Raw genomic sequence first — 12,321 nt, 5'->3', positions numbered from 1 at the left:
TGGGAGCTACTTTTTTATCATCAACGATGAAAAACCTGTAATCCTATTCATATAAAAGTTACTTTAACCGCTGATTGGCTATTTTTGGCCAAGCCCTTCTCATGGATAGTGATAAGCCTATTTTTTTCGTAACAGTCAAATAATGCAAGAGCGCCAGCAATACTGCCTCTGTGTTCATTCCGACAATGACTCCATCCATACGCCATTCCGGCATAGCACCAAGCCAGAAGATGAGACCAAAGCTGATGGTTGTTGACCAAATAATATGAAAAAAAGCTTCCTTGATCATGCCAAGCCCTATCATAAATGCCTGTAGTGGCAAAATGAAATAATGGAACAGAAAAAATGGCCAGAGTAACTGCAGAAATTCTGCTGAGGTTTCGGATTTAAAAAATAACGAAGTCAAATCGGGTGCAAAAAAATAGAAAATGGTTACAGCCACTGATCCATAAATAAGAGTCAACATCATAACTTGCTGGAGCATTTTTTGCAGACTCGAATAGTCGCTTTCCGCATACATTTTGGATACCGCTGGAATGAGAACAATTAGTAATGAATGGGCAATAAAAGCTGGAAAAAAGCCGATTGACATAGCTACCCCCATTAACATTCCAAACTGTTCCGTTGCGATCGTTCCGGTTAAACCGGAATGAATCAATGCTCCTTTAATCAAGAATGGTTGCACTGCATTGGTCAGTGCGGAAAACAAGCGCATTCCGGTTGTTGGAATAGATACCGCCATTAAGTTTTTCCGGACAAGCTTTCGATTTAAATTGGAAAAAGGTTGCCTTTTCATCTGCTGTACCTGAATGTTAAACATAAAAATAAGATATAGAAAAACAACAACCTCACTTCCAATCAATGTACTAATGGCAACTAACAAAGAAATCTCTGAATTAAATTCGAAGAAACGAAATAAGCCAAATAAAGCTCCGAGCTGAATAAATTTTCTTAAAAAGTTAGCTGCAGCAATTTTCCCCATCTGCTGCCTTCCCATGAAATAGCCCCGGGCTACCGATGTAAGTGAAATAACCGGAATAAGCAGTAAAACAAGCCACTTGATTGAAGGATGATACGATTGAAACACAGGAACAAAGGGAACGACAATGGTCCCAATCAGTAATAGAATGGAAGTTAAAACAATGGCCAACCTTATGGCGTGATACAAAATATTTCGGTGGTAACGTTCCTCCCTCTCTGCCACAAATTTAGAAATGGATACGGGCAATTCAAAGCTTGCTAAAAGGACGATAAGAAATATCGTCGGCAAGATGGACATATACATCCCCAATCCATGGGAACCTAGCTCTCTCGCCAGAATCATATTCACCAAAAACTCTATACCTTCCCCTAAAAATGCTGTCACTGCCAAAAAGAATATGCCTCTGTAATAAATAGCCATGATCCTATTCCCCTTTTTTCATCTCGCTTTTACAAGCATATGAGACAAGTCCCGTGAATAGTAGAGGAAATTAGAAAAGCGAAAGCGCCCTGCTCAGCGGCATATATCCTCCTCCCAAAAGCTATCGCTTTCGGTCGTGCGATGTTGAGGCTGCCGAAGCCTTTCTTGTAGTGACTCTCCAACTGAGATAAAGGAAACACATTGAGACGATAGTCGAATCGATGTTGACATATCGTAGGGCGGAGACTGAAGGTGTCTCGCCGCTAGGACGCTGGAGCTAGGACAAGTCAACTGTCGATAGTTAAAAGTGCATAAAAAAAACGCTTGGTTTCCAAACGTTTTTCCTTATTATTTATTCTTGTTTAACTAAGATAATCCACCCAAAACATAAAGCGTGGCTAATCATAACCACACTTTTTATGTTTTGTTACTAATATAAGTTAATTTCTATGTTGCTCTCAAAACGAAAGGACTTATGTTTTCATAGCCATTTTCATTTGACTAATGAATGTTTAAATGCATAAATGACAGCTTGAGTCCTGTCCTGAACATTTAATTTGCTAAGGATATTGCTGACATGAGTTTTTACAGTTTTAAGTGCAATAAATAATTCATCGGCGATTTCTTGATTCGTTTTCCCTTCTGCCATCAGTAGAAGGATTTCCAATTCTCGGCTAGTGAGATCTTCATGGGGAAGGTGCTGATTTTTCTTGCGCATTTTCACCATCATTTTTCCAGTTACTTCCGGTTCGAGAACAGACTGACCTTGGTAGGTTGCACGGACGGCATCGGCAATTTCACTTGCCTTAGAGGTTTTTAGTAAATAACTAGTTGCCCCCGCTTCAAGTGCCGGGTAAACCTTTTCATCATCTAAAAAGCTTGTTACAATAATAATCTTTGCTTCTGGCCATTGTTCCATTATTTGTCTTGTCGCTTCAATTCCGTCCATTTCCTTCATCACTAAATCCATTAAAATGATGTCTGGCCGTAGTTTAAGTGCCAGTTCTACCCCGGTTTTTCCATTATCAGCCTCACCAACTACTTCAATGTCCGGCTGTGCAGAAAGATAAGCCGAAACTCCAATTCTAACCATCTCATGATCATCTACAAATAATACTCTAATCATGCGCCCCCACTCCATTTTCCATAACCGGGACCTTTACTTCCAACCGTGTCCCTTTATTTTTTACACTGATGACCTTTAAAGTACCCCCAATTTCAATGGCTCGCTCATGCATATTTTGCATGCCATAAGATCCTGCCTTTGTCTCCTCTACTTCAAATCCAATCCCATCATCGACAACTCGCAAAATTACAAGATCCTCTCTTTTTATTAATAAGACCTCGAGTTGATTAGCTCGTGCGTGACGAAGGGTATTAGAAACAGACTCTTGAAGGATTCGAAACAAATGATCTTCCACTCCTTTATCAAGTGGAAAATCTTCCAGTTTCCATTTAATATCTAGTGTCACCTTTTGCGATAATTCGAATAACAGCTCTTCGATTCCTTCCTGAAGGGTTTTATTTTTTAACGCAACAGGACGCAGGTGCAATAGAAGCGCCCGCATTTCTAATTGTGATTGGTGGATCATTTCTTCCACCATCTTTAACTGCTTCGTTTCTAATGATTCATCTGTCTGCTTTTTTGTTTCATTAATAGCAGACATCATCATAGATGCTGCAAATAATTGCTGGCTTACAGAGTCATGTAGCTCACGGGCTAAGCGATTCCGTTCTTGTTCAATTATTTCCTGTATTCTCGCTTCCTGATCTACTGCTTTTTCGGTAGCGAGCCTCTGTGACAGCTTTGCTTGCTCTGCTATTTGCTTCCCGATTTTCTCCATCCGAGTCGCAATCGATTGCAACTCCGATACTGCTGGTTTTTGGCTAATCTCCGGATATCTTCCTTCCTCTAACTGTCGTAGTGATTGATCAATTAAATGAAACTGTTTTCTCCAATAAAGACCTGTAACCGATCCTAAAAGTATTCCCGCCACAATGCTAAACGCAGGGAGAAAAATAATAAAAGGAATATCCATAAAGTCTTTGGACCATAATTCGGACCAGCTGTGCAAGGGATAAACATAAATAAACACTGCCCCAATCATAAGAGCAAACAGAACTGAAAAGCCAATACTCGTAACTACTTGTCGGCCTGTTGTACTCATATTCTGTTCACCTCTAAATTCCCGACGATAAGCGAGGTGATAATTTTTACTTTTTGTTCTGCTTGGTCATATGCTGGGGTTTTTACATGTAACACTTGATTAAACATTCTTGGAATTTTATTTTCAAAAACGTTAGTCGAGCCCATTAAGCAAGAATGTTGGACACTTACATCTAGTTCATATGGAACAAGAATTTGAATATTTCCGATTAGATTTCGAATAAATATAACCGTTTCTCCTTTGGGAAGAACCGTATAACTAAGGTCAATGATCGTATCGCCAATCCCGGCCTGTATATTAATATCATTCCATTCATACACACTAGACGGTGTTTTTTGCTGTCCAAGAAACATATTTTCAAACAATGGTTTGGTTGACAAGATTGGTTCTTGGCGTTTTGTTTCCGTTTGTGTGATTTCAAGCCCAATTTTTTTCGGTTGTTTTTTCGAATTGATATATTGTATGAAAAAGTGCAAGAAGATCGCTACTAATAAAAAGCGGAACGTCATCATACTTAAAACACTAATTCCTAATAAAATAAGGCCACCATAGAAAAGAAACTTTCTAAATTTTTTCCCTTGATGCCTACGTCCAAAATAGACCATACCGCCAGCAATAAAGAGGTGGAAGATTAGCCCTTCATTAAAAAATAAAATTTCTAAAATCAAAACAATGACTCCGATAAACACTAACCAACCTGTATAATCACTTTTTATATTTTTGAACATGGGCTCACCCCTTCCTCTTATTTTAGCTAACAGAAAAGTATTAAATGAAACCCATTTATACTTTTCTTCCATATAAAATCTATATTGCCTATTGAGCGGTACTTTACGAGGTACTAATCTTTTTATGCACAAAAGGCGCTAAAAAATGCGCCTCTATAAGAATACCATATTTGCCCTTAATTGGACTTACTTTCTTCGATTTTCATTTGTTTTTCTAACTCTGCAATTCTCGCGTCAATGGTGCTTCGATAATAAGAGCTATTCACTTGATGTTCTAATCGGTTAAGATAGTTGTCGATTTCTTGAAAACGTGAATAAGATTTATCTGAATAGTCATTGGACTCTAATACTTGATTAATTCGATGGTTAGCACGAGCAATATTTTCACGGCCCATTAATTCCATTCGACGAAGATGCATATCCTTTAATTTATGTTTCATTTCTTCATACTTACGTTCTAATTCTTTAAGTTGGTCATTCACTTTTTCAAGTGCAGCTTGTAGGCGCTGAGCACGTTCTGTATATTGCATATGCTCTGCATGGGCGAACTCATAAAGCTCTGTTTCACCAGCTTTAGAAGCAACTTCTGCTTGATACTTTCTTTTTTCTGCTAATTCAAGTGCTTGATGATATTCTCGTGTAAATTCATCTTTCAAATTATGTTGACGTTCTACTAATTTGCGAACTTTTTCTGTTTCCTGCTCCGATTCGCGAAGATATTGATTTAATAGGGCAATTGGGTTTTTCTTTTCTTTTTGATCAAGAACTTCATGCAAATCTGCTAAAATTGTGTTTTTAATTCTTGTAAATAAGTTTGCCATATTTAAACACTCCTTTTATAATTAATGAATTTGATTTTTTCAATTTTCCACTTTAAGCCTTAAATACAATTCCAATTAACATTTATTCAATTCATTCCACTGTTTTTCAAAATTGGTGAATGGGTCTGAGTCTTCTTTCACTTTGCTCACTTTGTTACTATTCCAATTTTTGTAAACAAGATACAAGACATAAGCTGCAACCAAGCCGATGACAGCTGGTACATTATGAATGGAAGCCACTAACACAATGAAGCCGACGATCCCCAAACCGATCTTTGCACCAGTCGATTTAGCTTTTAAAAACTGTTTGAAAATCAAGTATAGGAGTACCAAGCTAACCGCCAGCCCAATCATTGGGACAATGGTTGAAAGTAACACCGCAGCTGCTATTCCTCCTGCCAAAAGTAAACCAAATTTTTTCATCTTCCTGTTCACTTCCTTTCTTTATCTTGATTTCATCTTACCTTTTTTCTCTTTCTCTCAAAATTGCGCTTGAGCTTGATTTTTTTATAGGACCCGAGACGTAGAAAAGGTCAGTCCCTAAACAGCTAAAGTTGATCTTCTACACCGAGTAGTGAAGTAAGAAATGATTTCCTATTCGTGTAGTCGAGTTAAAAATAAGGACTGGAGCTGTTTCTTATAGGGTGGCAACGAATGCTGGTGACAGTTACTCGGATAGAATTTTGATTTCAAACTCAAAATATAAAAGGAAACGAGACATCATATCACTCCTTGAGCGACACAAGTGCAATTTATTGATTTTAATAAATTTTGGAGGACGAAAATTGAGAGACATTTCCTGGATGACCTATATCATGTTAATATTGGCCAGCTATCGCTTTACCCATTTAATTGTTTTTGATAAGATCACCGAAATTATCCGGAAACCTTTTGTTAAAAAAGTAAAAGTGGAATCGGAAAATGGGACTGTGGAGACAAAGGAAGTACCTAAATCGATGTTCGGATATTTATTAAAATGTTATTGGTGTGCCGGTGTGTGGAGCGCCATATTGATCGGAACAGCTTATCTTCTTTTCCCAAAGGTTGCCTTTGTTTTTATCCTGATTTTTTCCATTGCTGGTGGTCAATCCATTATAGAAACTTTTGTCGGTGTTAATATTAAAAAAGTGGATTATTACACTAATCTAAAGAAAAAGGACGAACATTAACAAATTATTGGAAAGAATCCCCTCCCCCAAGCATATATCTGTAAGAAACACGGTGCATGCATAAGGGGGAGAACCAAATGGTTATATGGTGGATACTCACGATTGGTTTCTTAAGTTGTCTAGGATTGCTAGGCGGAACCCTTGTTTATTTTTTAAAACAGGCCCTTCATTCAGAAGATGCGACCAGAATTGATAAGATCCATACAGAATAATTGGGAGCCCTTTTATATGGGCTTCTTTTTATTGAGCTATTAATCCATTCCCTCCAGTCACATAAAATTTTTCTATTTAGGAAAAATTAAACTTATTCTATTTTCACTTGGAGGGGATCTTATGAGTTCAGCAAAGAAAATGCCTCAATTCCCAAAACCATATTGGCGCGAATTAGAAATGCCTTCTTTTAAAAAATTAATGGAAGATATATCTGTCGATGTAGCGATAGTCGGTGCAGGGATCACTGGTATTACTGCTGCCTATTTACTGTCAAAAGAAGGGAAAAAAGTAGCGATCCTTGAGGCAGGAACCGTATTGAATGGCACCACCGGCCATACAACAGCCAAACTAACTGCACAACATGACATCATTTATGACGAATTGATCCAACATTTTGGCGAAGACAAGGCAAAACTTTATTATGAATCACACACAAATGCTATTGAATTTGTTGAAAAAGAGGTAAAAGAAAAACAGATTGATTGTGATTTTAGCAAAGAAGATGCTTATCTCTATGCAACAACCGAGGAATATGAACAGAAACTAAAAACGGAGTATCAAGCCTATCAAAAGCTAGGAATTGATGGGGCTTTAACAGACTCCATCCCTTTTGATATTTCCATTAAAAACGCGTTAATCATGCGGAACCAGGCTCAATATCATCCACTCAAATTTTTAAAGGCACTGTTAGAAGAAGCCGTGAAATCTGGTTGTTTCGTTTTTGAACATACCACCGCAACCGATATTCAAGACGATCAATCCGACAATCCGAAAGTTATGACAAAGGATGGACATAAAGTTTCCTGTAGACATGTCATCATGGCATCCCATTTCCCTTTTTATGATAAGCCGGGACTTTATTTTGCCAGAATGTATGCAAGCAGGTCGTATGCCATTGGCATTAAAACGGACAAATCATATCCAGGTGGCATGTATTTAAGCGCTGACACCCCTTCCCGCTCGATCCGTTTCACTCCCATCGAAGGGGGAACGTTATGGATTATTGGTGGTGAAGGGCACAAAACCGGGCAAGGCATTAATACAATGAAACATTATGAGGCGATTGAAAAATTTGCCGAAGATATATGTGGCATTCAGGAGTTCTCCTATCGCTGGTCTGCCCAGGATTTAATCACATCGGACAAAGTCCCATATATAGGTCCAATTACGTCGGAGCGCAAAAATATATACATGGCAACTGGTTATAAAAAATGGGGTATGACCACGGGAATTCTTGCCGGCCATCTGCTACGTGATTATGTTCTAGAACGTGACAACCCATACATGGAATTATACTCGCCTCAGCGCTTCCATGCCGATCCAGATGTAAAAAGCATCATGTCAGCCAATTTAGATGTGGCCAAACATTTGATAAAAGGAAAAGTTGAGTTTGTACCAAAGGATCCAGATGATTTACAAGCCGGCGAAGGATCAACTGTTACTTACGAAGGAAAAAGAGCGGGTGCCTATAGGGATGAGAACGGCAAATTGTATGTGGTAGACACCACTTGTACCCATTTGGGCTGTGAATGTGAGTGGAATGAAGGTGAAAAGACGTGGGACTGCCCTTGTCATGGTTCCCGATACTCCTATACTGGCGAGGTCATTGAAGGTCCAGCCGTAAAAGCTTTGGAGCTTTTGAAAAAAGAATAGAATGGATCGCTTTTAGGGAGAATTGAAAGCAATGACAAAAAAGAGAACGCCTCCTAAATTTTTGGAGGCGTTCCTTTTTTACCTTGGATTACCATGAGGACGATTTCTTTTTAATTCTTCACCAGTTTCAAACTCAACCAGTTCAGAACTGTTTTTCATTCCTTTTTTCACATTGTTATTCCGTTGTGCATTTGCGTTGCCCAGCTTTTGCTTTCCCATAACTGCCACTCCTTTATGAAAATTCAATGATAGTATGAGTGTAATCAGTGGGACTTATTCTATATCTTCTGAGCATTCTTCATGATGAAAGACATAATCTGCTTATTTCTTTAACTTTTCCTCAAACTTTACAATTTGCCCTTTATAAAAAGTTCGCTTTTTCGGTGTTATTTTTAATTGCCGGCAATATTGTTTCAGTTCTCGTTCTTCCCTTTGTGTCACAAGCGAGATGACGGTCCCGCTTGCCCCCATCCGACCTGTTCTGCCGGCCCGGTGAACATATTGGGAGAGGTCTTTCGGAAGATCAATTCCGACTACATGAGTAATTCCTTGAATGTCCAGCCCTCTTGCAGCCACATCAGTCGCGATAAGCATATTTATTTTCCCCTCACGGAAGGCTTTAAGGGCTTGTTTTCGCTCTAATTTATTCATTTCACTATGTAAAATGGCTACTGACAGCTTCTTATATTGAAGTTTTTCTTTTAATACTTGAAGCTCGCTAATGTCATTAATGAAAGCCAACGATTTGCTTCCATCTAATCGAGCAATTTTTTCAAGAAGTTTGATTTTATCCCGGCGCTCACTTACAAAATAAATATGCTCCACTCCTCCGGATGAAACCGATTCATCCCGGGAAATTCGAATCAATTCAGAGTCTCTAGTGATTTCTTTTGCTAATTTTTCTGCGGCTGAATTCAGCGTGGCTGAAAACAAAACAACTTGGCGGTCTCCCATTGTCGATTTGATAATATTCTGCACGGTGCTTAAATGCTCTTTTGTGAGAAGTTGATCGCCCTCATCTAATACAATCATCTTGACTTCATGCATTTTGACTTTCTTCTGCTTGATGAGCTCAAATAGCCGCCCTGGAGTAGCAAATATCACATGTGGACGCTTTTTTAATTTTTCTATCTGCCGTTTTAAGTTTGCTCCGCCAATAATGGAAGTCCCTCTAATACCACTGCCTTCGGACCACTTTTGAAATTCCTGAAAAATCTGCATCACCAATTCCTGTGAAGAAGCCAAAACTACCGCTTGCAAGGCTGATGATTCCGGTTCTATCTTTTGTAGCAACGGCAATAAGTAAGCAAGGGTTTTACCCGTTCCTGTAGGTGATTCAGCAATCACATCCTTGCCTTCCAGGATTAATGGAATTGCTTTCTCCTGAATGGAGGCCATCGTTTGAAATCCCGATTTTTTCCACGCCTCCTGAAGAAATGGTTTGAACGTGTTCAACATATTTGACTCCTTTATCGAAGTTTTTTTCTTATTATTTATTCAATGTTAACCATTTGATACTAACTTAATAAGCTCATGGTGTCCAGATTATTTATGAACCCCCATTGATACATATCACTACCAAAATAAATGTTAGAAGATACTATGAATTTATAAAAGGATTGGGGGGAATCAATCATGTGCTGTGGAAATGGCTGCTCACACGAAGCTCTATGCATTATGTCTGTTCCCGTTTTTCAAGGTTTAAATGAGGCAGATCTCCAACTATTACAAAAGGTCACAAGAAGCAAAACATACTCCAAAGGAGAATTAATTTTTCAGGAGGGAGAACGGTCCGATACATTATTTGTCGTCAATGAGGGAGTCATTAAACTAACAAAAATGTCAGCAGGTGGAAAAGAACAAATTGTTCGTTTATTATTTCCAGGTGATTTCTTCGGCTTATTTTCACTGCTAAAAAATGAAACACACTATGTAAATGCGGAAGCTGTGAAAAAGACGGTTATTTGTTTTATCAACAAAAAAGATTTTCTATCCACCATGGAAAGTAACGCCCATTTATCGTATCGTTTTCTGCTTGCCTTGAATGACCGGTTACATGAGGCCGATGAATCCGTTGGGTTATTAAGCTTGATGGAAGTAGAACAGCGCCTTGCTAAAGTATTGATTCTTTTTCACGATAAACTGATGGCAAAAAACCACTCCTTTACCCTGCCAATAACAAAAAAAGATTTAGCCTGCTATATCGGAACAACTCCAGAAACTGTCAGTCGCAAACTTCAGTCTTTTGTATCTCAGCGTTTGATTCGTGTAAACGGCCCTCGCCATATACAAATTCTGGAATTGAATCAACTTAAACAAATAGCAGAAATGAATTAAATTTCGTCAAGTTTTACAGTCATTAGCCGGACATGATGAGGCTCAAGCTCATTGACAATCACATTCATCCCGAGTGATTGTATATTTGCTATGAGTGGTTCTGGGCGAAATGGCAGATGAATTTCAAAAATAGTTCCTATAGGTGCATGTTTAATATATTGAAGAATCTCTCCTCTTGGATGTTCGCCTCGGGCAATTCGCTCTCGAACATCCATGACTACTTTATTATTAATGATTTCAAACATCCTATTTTCTCTCCTTATTGACTGAATTTGAATAAACTTTCTGTTACTCAGTTTATCTATTTGTTTATTGAACCGAATTGATATAAATCAAGGGATTTTATTTTTTCTTATATAAAATGAAAGTACAAAAATACTAAATAAAGGAGATTGTTCAAAATGGATCTTTTTACTTATGAAGATATGAAACTAATTCATCGTAAAACATTAGGCGACAGCGTCCCCTTGGAGTTATTTCGGTCGGTTCGTTTAATAGGGATGTATCAAGGATTACCTATGAAAGGGGCTAGTACAACAAAGACCGTCGGCCGAAAAATTGGACAAAGTTTGCCAGTAGAAAATATGGAAGAAGTACTCTCCTTTTTCAAGGAATTAAAAATAGGGATTCCTAGTATCATTGAATCCACAGAGAAAGAAATACATATACGAATAGATGATTGTTTTTGTAAAGGTCTTCCCACTCATCCAGGGAATAAAACTTGTGATTTAGAAGGAGCTATACTCGAAGGTGCTATTTCACGTTTTAATAATGGGAAAGTAATGGTGAAAGAAGTAAAATGTAATGTGAATGGCGATCCATATTGCGAATACTGTATTAAATTGCTTTAGTTCTCACAAACATCTAATTATGAAAGCTTTGTGAAAATTAGCATGAAAAAGATAGTAGAGGTTACCAAATGATGATAGAATGAACTACAGATAAAGTTAACAATATAATGGAGTTGAAAATGATGTATAAAAAAATCTCTCTTATCCTTTCCATGTTAGTCATTCTATTCGGAACAAATGTATTCGCTCACTCCCATTTGGAAGAGTCCTTTCCAAAAAAAGGGGAAATGGTAACAGAACCATTGAAAGAGATCACCCTCACCTATGAGACAAATATAGAGCAAGCCAGCACTTTCACTTTAAAAGATGCAAATGGAAATCCCATCCCTGTTTCCTCTATAGCGGTAGAGGGAAATAAATTAGTTGGTAAATTAGATGATAAGCTTGCAAATGGTTCTTATACAATTAACTGGAAAATTATCGGTGCGGATGGTCATATACTAGAAGGAGAGATTCCTTTCTCTATACAATTAGCTGACGATCAAACAGTGGAAGATCCTCAAGAAGAGGTTGTTCCGTCTGAGGACGAAAAGAAAGAAGATGAAGGAAAAAATACTAAGGCTACCGACAATCCTGATACCAATGAAAAAACAGAAGAATCAACATTTAATAACTATATTATTCCAGTTTCAATCGGTGTATTATTAATTATCATTGGAATCGCTAGTTACTGGTTGTTTAAACGGAGGAAGCAAGTCTAATGGTTGTCATTTCAATTCTTAGTGAAGCACTCCTATACTTGAGCTTTTCCTTATTACTGGGGAGTTTTATTTTATATCTCGTTCCTAAAAAGGTTCGTCCAGATTTAAAAATTCCTAAACCGATATTATTAACAGCAACTCTTGGAGTTGCTTCAGATTGTAGACAAAAGGCATTCCGAATAAACTTAATTCGAAATGCCTTTTCAAATTTTAAGCAATTTTTGGTCTATATTAACTTTAATTTGACCCCTACGGGGTCAATTATTATACCATTTTTG

The 12,321-nt window shown here is 37.9% G+C and carries 15 protein-coding genes and 1 pseudogene; 7 read left to right on the top strand and 9 right to left on the bottom strand.

Translation table 11 applies throughout. From position 1 onward, the window contains the following. Positions 1 to 58 precede the first annotated feature (58 nt). The 6 genes from G4Z05_RS14440 to G4Z05_RS14415 form a co-directional block, all read right to left on the bottom strand. Positions 59 to 1,402 (bottom strand): oligosaccharide flippase family protein, encoded by a 1,344-nt coding sequence (locus G4Z05_RS14440; protein ID WP_163252515.1) that lies wholly within the window; start codon positions 1,400 to 1,402, stop codon positions 59 to 61. A 493-nt stretch (positions 1,403 to 1,895) separates the two neighbouring features. Then, a complete protein-coding gene (locus tag G4Z05_RS14435; RefSeq protein WP_038539646.1) occupies positions 1,896 to 2,528 on the bottom strand; it encodes a response regulator transcription factor in 633 nt (210 codons plus the stop codon). Beyond that, positions 2,521 to 3,570 carry a sensor histidine kinase gene (locus G4Z05_RS14430; RefSeq protein WP_163252514.1) on the bottom strand — a complete coding sequence of 350 codons (1,050 nt, stop codon included), beginning with the start codon at positions 3,568 to 3,570 and terminating at the stop codon, positions 2,521 to 2,523. The genes G4Z05_RS14435 and G4Z05_RS14430 overlap by 8 nt, the downstream gene beginning before the upstream one ends. Then, the gene (liaF, locus tag G4Z05_RS14425) at positions 3,567 to 4,298 is read right to left on the bottom strand and encodes a cell wall-active antibiotics response protein LiaF (protein WP_163252513.1); all 732 of its coding nucleotides are present in this window, start codon (positions 4,296 to 4,298) and stop codon (positions 3,567 to 3,569) included. The genes G4Z05_RS14430 and liaF overlap by 4 nt, the downstream gene beginning before the upstream one ends. Before the next feature lie 176 nt (positions 4,299 to 4,474). Beyond that, positions 4,475 to 5,119, bottom strand: a complete 645-nt coding sequence (locus tag G4Z05_RS14420; protein WP_163252512.1) for a PspA/IM30 family protein — start codon at positions 5,117 to 5,119, stop codon at positions 4,475 to 4,477. Positions 5,120 to 5,194: 75 nt separating this feature from the next. Continuing rightward, entirely contained in the window at positions 5,195 to 5,542 is a 348-nt protein-coding gene (locus tag G4Z05_RS14415; RefSeq protein WP_163252511.1) for a lmo0954 family membrane protein, read from the bottom strand. Positions 5,543 to 5,904: 362 nt separating this feature from the next. On the opposite strand from G4Z05_RS14415, the gene G4Z05_RS14410 reads away from it, so the two are divergent. From G4Z05_RS14410 to G4Z05_RS14405, 3 genes are all read left to right on the top strand, one after another. Continuing rightward, positions 5,905 to 6,288, top strand: coding sequence for a DUF1360 domain-containing protein (locus tag G4Z05_RS14410; RefSeq protein ID WP_240465398.1), 384 nt, complete (start codon positions 5,905 to 5,907; stop codon positions 6,286 to 6,288). A gap of 77 nt (positions 6,289 to 6,365) precedes the next feature. Then, complete coding sequence (locus tag G4Z05_RS16645) at positions 6,366 to 6,500, top strand: hypothetical protein (protein WP_268926771.1); 135 nt, start codon at positions 6,366 to 6,368, stop codon at positions 6,498 to 6,500. Positions 6,501 to 6,621: 121 nt separating this feature from the next. Then, the gene (locus G4Z05_RS14405; RefSeq protein WP_163252510.1) at positions 6,622 to 8,154 is read left to right on the top strand and encodes an FAD-dependent oxidoreductase; all 1,533 of its coding nucleotides are present in this window, start codon (positions 6,622 to 6,624) and stop codon (positions 8,152 to 8,154) included. A gap of 78 nt (positions 8,155 to 8,232) precedes the next feature. On the opposite strand, the gene G4Z05_RS14400 is transcribed toward G4Z05_RS14405, so the two are convergent. Together G4Z05_RS14400 and G4Z05_RS14395 are read right to left on the bottom strand one after the other, a co-directional pair. Continuing rightward, positions 8,233 to 8,373, bottom strand: coding sequence for a hypothetical protein (locus G4Z05_RS14400; RefSeq protein WP_163252509.1), 141 nt, complete (start codon positions 8,371 to 8,373; stop codon positions 8,233 to 8,235). A 102-nt stretch (positions 8,374 to 8,475) separates the two neighbouring features. Beyond that, positions 8,476 to 9,612, bottom strand: coding sequence for a DEAD/DEAH box helicase (locus tag G4Z05_RS14395; protein WP_163252508.1), 1,137 nt, complete (start codon positions 9,610 to 9,612; stop codon positions 8,476 to 8,478). Between the two features lie 177 nt (positions 9,613 to 9,789). Here G4Z05_RS14395 and G4Z05_RS14390 point away from each other — a divergent pair, with 177 nt between their 5' ends. Then, complete coding sequence (locus G4Z05_RS14390) at positions 9,790 to 10,491, top strand: Crp/Fnr family transcriptional regulator (RefSeq protein ID WP_038539627.1); 702 nt, start codon at positions 9,790 to 9,792, stop codon at positions 10,489 to 10,491. Here the strand turns inward: G4Z05_RS14390 and G4Z05_RS14385 are convergent. Continuing rightward, entirely contained in the window at positions 10,488 to 10,736 is a 249-nt protein-coding gene (locus G4Z05_RS14385; protein ID WP_038539624.1) for a DUF2249 domain-containing protein, read from the bottom strand. The genes G4Z05_RS14390 and G4Z05_RS14385 overlap by 4 nt on opposite strands. A 156-nt stretch (positions 10,737 to 10,892) precedes the next feature. Here G4Z05_RS14385 and G4Z05_RS14380 point away from each other — a divergent pair, with 156 nt between their 5' ends. From G4Z05_RS14380 to G4Z05_RS16430, 3 genes and pseudogenes are all read left to right on the top strand, one after another. Further along, positions 10,893 to 11,342, top strand: coding sequence for a V4R domain-containing protein (locus G4Z05_RS14380; protein ID WP_163184013.1), 450 nt, complete (start codon positions 10,893 to 10,895; stop codon positions 11,340 to 11,342). Between the two features lie 122 nt (positions 11,343 to 11,464). Next, positions 11,465 to 12,043 carry a copper resistance CopC family protein gene (locus tag G4Z05_RS14375; RefSeq protein WP_038539618.1) on the top strand — a complete coding sequence of 193 codons (579 nt, stop codon included), beginning with the start codon at positions 11,465 to 11,467 and terminating at the stop codon, positions 12,041 to 12,043. Further along, positions 12,043 to 12,321 (top strand): annotated as a pseudogene (locus tag G4Z05_RS16430) (hypothetical protein); the annotation flags it as partial. The gene G4Z05_RS14375 and the pseudogene G4Z05_RS16430, both read left to right, overlap by 1 nt.

Origin of the sequence: Neobacillus thermocopriae, from assembly GCF_010975035.1 — a bacterium.
Classification (GTDB): Bacteria; Bacillota; Bacilli; order Bacillales; family Cytobacillaceae; genus Neobacillus; species Neobacillus thermocopriae.
Note: the sequence above shows the minus strand (reverse complement) of the source record. Positions and strands in the feature narration are given on the sequence as shown.

What these genes read in the sequence shown, in the direction of transcription:
- G4Z05_RS14440 (WP_163252515.1), bottom strand. Translation starts at nt 1,402, where the DNA reads ATGGCTATTTATTACAGAGGCATATTCTTTTTGGCAGTGACAGCATTT.
- G4Z05_RS14435 (WP_038539646.1), bottom strand. Translation starts at nt 2,528, where the DNA reads ATGATTAGAGTATTATTTGTAGATGATCATGAGATGGTTAGAATTGGA.
- G4Z05_RS14430 (WP_163252514.1), bottom strand. Translation starts at nt 3,570, where the DNA reads ATGAGTACAACAGGCCGACAAGTAGTTACGAGTATTGGCTTTTCAGTT.
- liaF (WP_163252513.1), bottom strand. Translation starts at nt 4,298, where the DNA reads ATGTTCAAAAATATAAAAAGTGATTATACAGGTTGGTTAGTGTTTATC.
- G4Z05_RS14420 (WP_163252512.1), bottom strand. Translation starts at nt 5,119, where the DNA reads ATGGCAAACTTATTTACAAGAATTAAAAACACAATTTTAGCAGATTTG.
- G4Z05_RS14415 (WP_163252511.1), bottom strand. Translation starts at nt 5,542, where the DNA reads ATGAAAAAATTTGGTTTACTTTTGGCAGGAGGAATAGCAGCTGCGGTG.
- G4Z05_RS16645 (WP_268926771.1), top strand. Translation starts at nt 6,366, where the DNA reads ATGGTTATATGGTGGATACTCACGATTGGTTTCTTAAGTTGTCTAGGA.
- G4Z05_RS14405 (WP_163252510.1), top strand. Translation starts at nt 6,622, where the DNA reads ATGAGTTCAGCAAAGAAAATGCCTCAATTCCCAAAACCATATTGGCGC.
- G4Z05_RS14400 (WP_163252509.1), bottom strand. Translation starts at nt 8,373, where the DNA reads ATGGGAAAGCAAAAGCTGGGCAACGCAAATGCACAACGGAATAACAAT.
- G4Z05_RS14395 (WP_163252508.1), bottom strand. Translation starts at nt 9,612, where the DNA reads ATGTTGAACACGTTCAAACCATTTCTTCAGGAGGCGTGGAAAAAATCG.
- G4Z05_RS14390 (WP_038539627.1), top strand. Translation starts at nt 9,790, where the DNA reads ATGTGCTGTGGAAATGGCTGCTCACACGAAGCTCTATGCATTATGTCT.
- G4Z05_RS14385 (WP_038539624.1), bottom strand. Translation starts at nt 10,736, where the DNA reads ATGTTTGAAATCATTAATAATAAAGTAGTCATGGATGTTCGAGAGCGA.
- G4Z05_RS14380 (WP_163184013.1), top strand. Translation starts at nt 10,893, where the DNA reads ATGGATCTTTTTACTTATGAAGATATGAAACTAATTCATCGTAAAACA.
- G4Z05_RS14375 (WP_038539618.1), top strand. Translation starts at nt 11,465, where the DNA reads ATGTATAAAAAAATCTCTCTTATCCTTTCCATGTTAGTCATTCTATTC.